The organism is Mesorhizobium sp. M7A.F.Ca.CA.002.05.1.1 (assembly GCF_003998335.1).
Taxonomy (GTDB): Bacteria; Pseudomonadota; Alphaproteobacteria; order Rhizobiales; family Rhizobiaceae; genus Mesorhizobium.
The window spans coordinates 1-2259 of record NZ_RZQI01000938.1; the positions used below are offsets into that span (position 1 = coordinate 1).

Consider the following 2259-nt stretch of genomic DNA (forward strand, 5'->3'; position numbering starts at 1 on the left):
TTTTTCGCCCGCCACGAGGTCGACAAGCGCGGCAGGAACTACGGCAATGAGCAAAACCCTTCGGCCGGTTATATTGCCTGGCTGCTGTGGGGCGGCGACGAAGGCCGCGCCTGGGCGCTGGAGCTCAAGCAGAAGATCGGCAACGCGCCGGACATCTGAGGACTCGTCCCTCACCCCTTGACCCCGCCCGCGGTGAGGCCGGAAACGATTTTGCGCTGGAAGATCAGGACCAGCACCACCAGCGGCACCGTGACGATCACCGAGGCGGCCATGATGTTGCCCCATGGGATCTCGAACTGCGAGTTGCCGGAGAGCAGCGCGATCGCCACCGGCACGGTCCGCTGTGCGTTGTTGGAGGTGAAGGTCAGGGCAAACAGGAACTCGTTCCACGCGCCGATGAAGGCCAGCAGGCCGGTGGTTGCCAGCGCCGGCCACATCAGCGGCAGGAAGACCCGGGTGATGATGAGCCACGGCGTCGCGCCGTCTAGGATCGCCGCCTCCTCGACCTCGACCGGCAGGTCGCGGACGAAGGTGGTGAGCACCCAGACGGTGAACGGCAAGGTGAAGATCATGTAGGAGAAGATCAGCGCGAACAGCGAATTGTAGAGGCCGAACAGGCGGACCAGTTCGAACAGCCCCGCCAGCAGCGCCACCTGCGGGAACATCGACACCGACAGGATGATGAACAGCAGGGCCGAGCGGCCGCGGAATCGAATGCGCGCCAGCGCATAGGCCGATGTGACGCCGAGCAACAGCGAAAGCGCAACCACCGCGCCGGAGACGAACAGCGAGTTCAGCAAGTTGCGCACGAAGCTGCCTTCGGTCAGCACATTCCGGTAGTTGGCGAGGCTGATCGTCGTCGGCCACAGATCGGCCCGGAACAGGTCGGTCCCCGATTTCAGGCTGGTGACGATGGCATAGTAGAACGGGAACACGGCGACGAAGACGATGACCGCGACCAGCAGGTAAAAGGCCGTGCGCTTCACGATCCACATGTCAGCGGCCTCCGTCCAGCCTGATCCGGCCGATCCGGATGGTGACGATGGTGAGCAGAGCTAGGATCAGGAAGAGCAAGGTCGAGGCGGCGGAGCCATAGGCGAACTTGTCGAACTCGAACAGGTTCTCGCGGGCGAACACGGACATCGACTTGGTTTGCACATTGTTGGGCGTCAGCACATAGATCAGGTCGAAGATGCGCAGCGCATCGAGCGCGCGGAAGATCACGGCCACCATCAGCGCCGGGCGGATCAGCGGCAAGGTCACCCGCCAGAAGATCTGCCAGGGGTTGGCGCCGTCGAGCCTGGCGACCTCGATGATCTCCCTCGGCAGCATCTGCAGCGCGGCCAGGATGAGCAGCGTCATGAATGGTGTCGCCTTCCAGATATCGACGATGAGGACGGCCGCCATCGCCGTGTCGGCGTTGGCCGTCCAGGCGATCTTGTCGCTGATCAGGCCGAGGTTGAGCAACACGACATTGATGATGCCGAACTGGTCGTTGAGCATCCATTGCCACATCTTCGCCGAGACGATCGTCGGGATCGCCCAGGGGATCAGGATCGCTGCCCTGACGATGCCGCGGCCGGCGAATTCGGCGTTGAGAACCAGGGCAACGATCGTGCCGAGGATGGTCTCGCAGGTCACCGAAATCACCGTGAAACGCACCGTGTTCCAGACGGCACGCCACCAGACCGGGTCGACGAGCAGCCCGTCATAGAGGGTCCGGCCGCTCGGCATATGCAGCACCGAGAAGTAATTGGCGAAGCCGACCCATTGGCGCGCGTCGAGGTCGGCCAGCGAGGCGTCGGTGAAGCTGAAATAGACCGTGCGGGCGAGCGGCCAGCCGGCCGCCCCGGCGAGCACCAGAAGCATCGGCGCCAGGAAAAGCCACGCCGAGCGAACGCGCTGTGCCGTCAACGGCGATGGCCGACGACGAACAGCCTGTGTCTCCGACGCCGCACGGGCGTCGGTCCCTGTCGGCACTGTGGTCACCAGCCGTTGCCCTTCAGCTTGGTCAGCATCGCTTCGAGGTCGGCTAGATTGTCGGCGGCGGTGCCGTCGCCCGAGAGCGTGTTGTGAACGGCGTTCCAGAACTGGCTCGACGCCTCGTTGTATTTGATCCTGGTCGCGGCCGACGGGCGCGGCACCGCATTGAGAAATATCTGCTTCCAGCGCGGAATAATCGGGTGCTCCCTGGCAATGTCGGCATCGTCATACAGCGCCTGGATGGTCGGCAGGTTGGACGTCTTCAGCGCGCGGTAT

General features: G+C 63.8%; 2 protein-coding genes and 1 pseudogene. All 3 read right to left on the reverse strand.

Annotated elements, in window-relative coordinates:
* Positions 1–170: 170 nt before the first annotated feature.
* The gene (locus tag EN939_RS30780; protein ID WP_127270437.1) at positions 171–995 is read right to left on the reverse strand and encodes a carbohydrate ABC transporter permease; all 825 of its coding nucleotides are present in this window, start codon (positions 993–995) and stop codon (positions 171–173) included.
* A 1-nt stretch (position 996) separates the two neighbouring features.
* Positions 997–1869: a carbohydrate ABC transporter permease gene (locus EN939_RS30785; protein ID WP_236382911.1), complete on the reverse strand. Its 873-nt coding sequence runs from the start codon at positions 1867–1869 to the stop codon at positions 997–999.
* 116 nt (positions 1870–1985) lie between these two features.
* Positions 1986–2259: pseudogene (locus EN939_RS30790) on the reverse strand (ABC transporter substrate-binding protein); the annotation flags it as partial.

Bases quoted from the DNA above. Each gene is read 5' to 3' on its own strand.
- EN939_RS30785 (WP_236382911.1), bottom strand. From the start codon at position 1,869: ATGCTTCTGGTGCTCGCCGGGGCGGCCGGCTGGCCGCTCGCCCGCACG.
- EN939_RS30780 (WP_127270437.1), bottom strand. From the start codon at position 995: ATGTGGATCGTGAAGCGCACGGCCTTTTACCTGCTGGTCGCGGTCATC.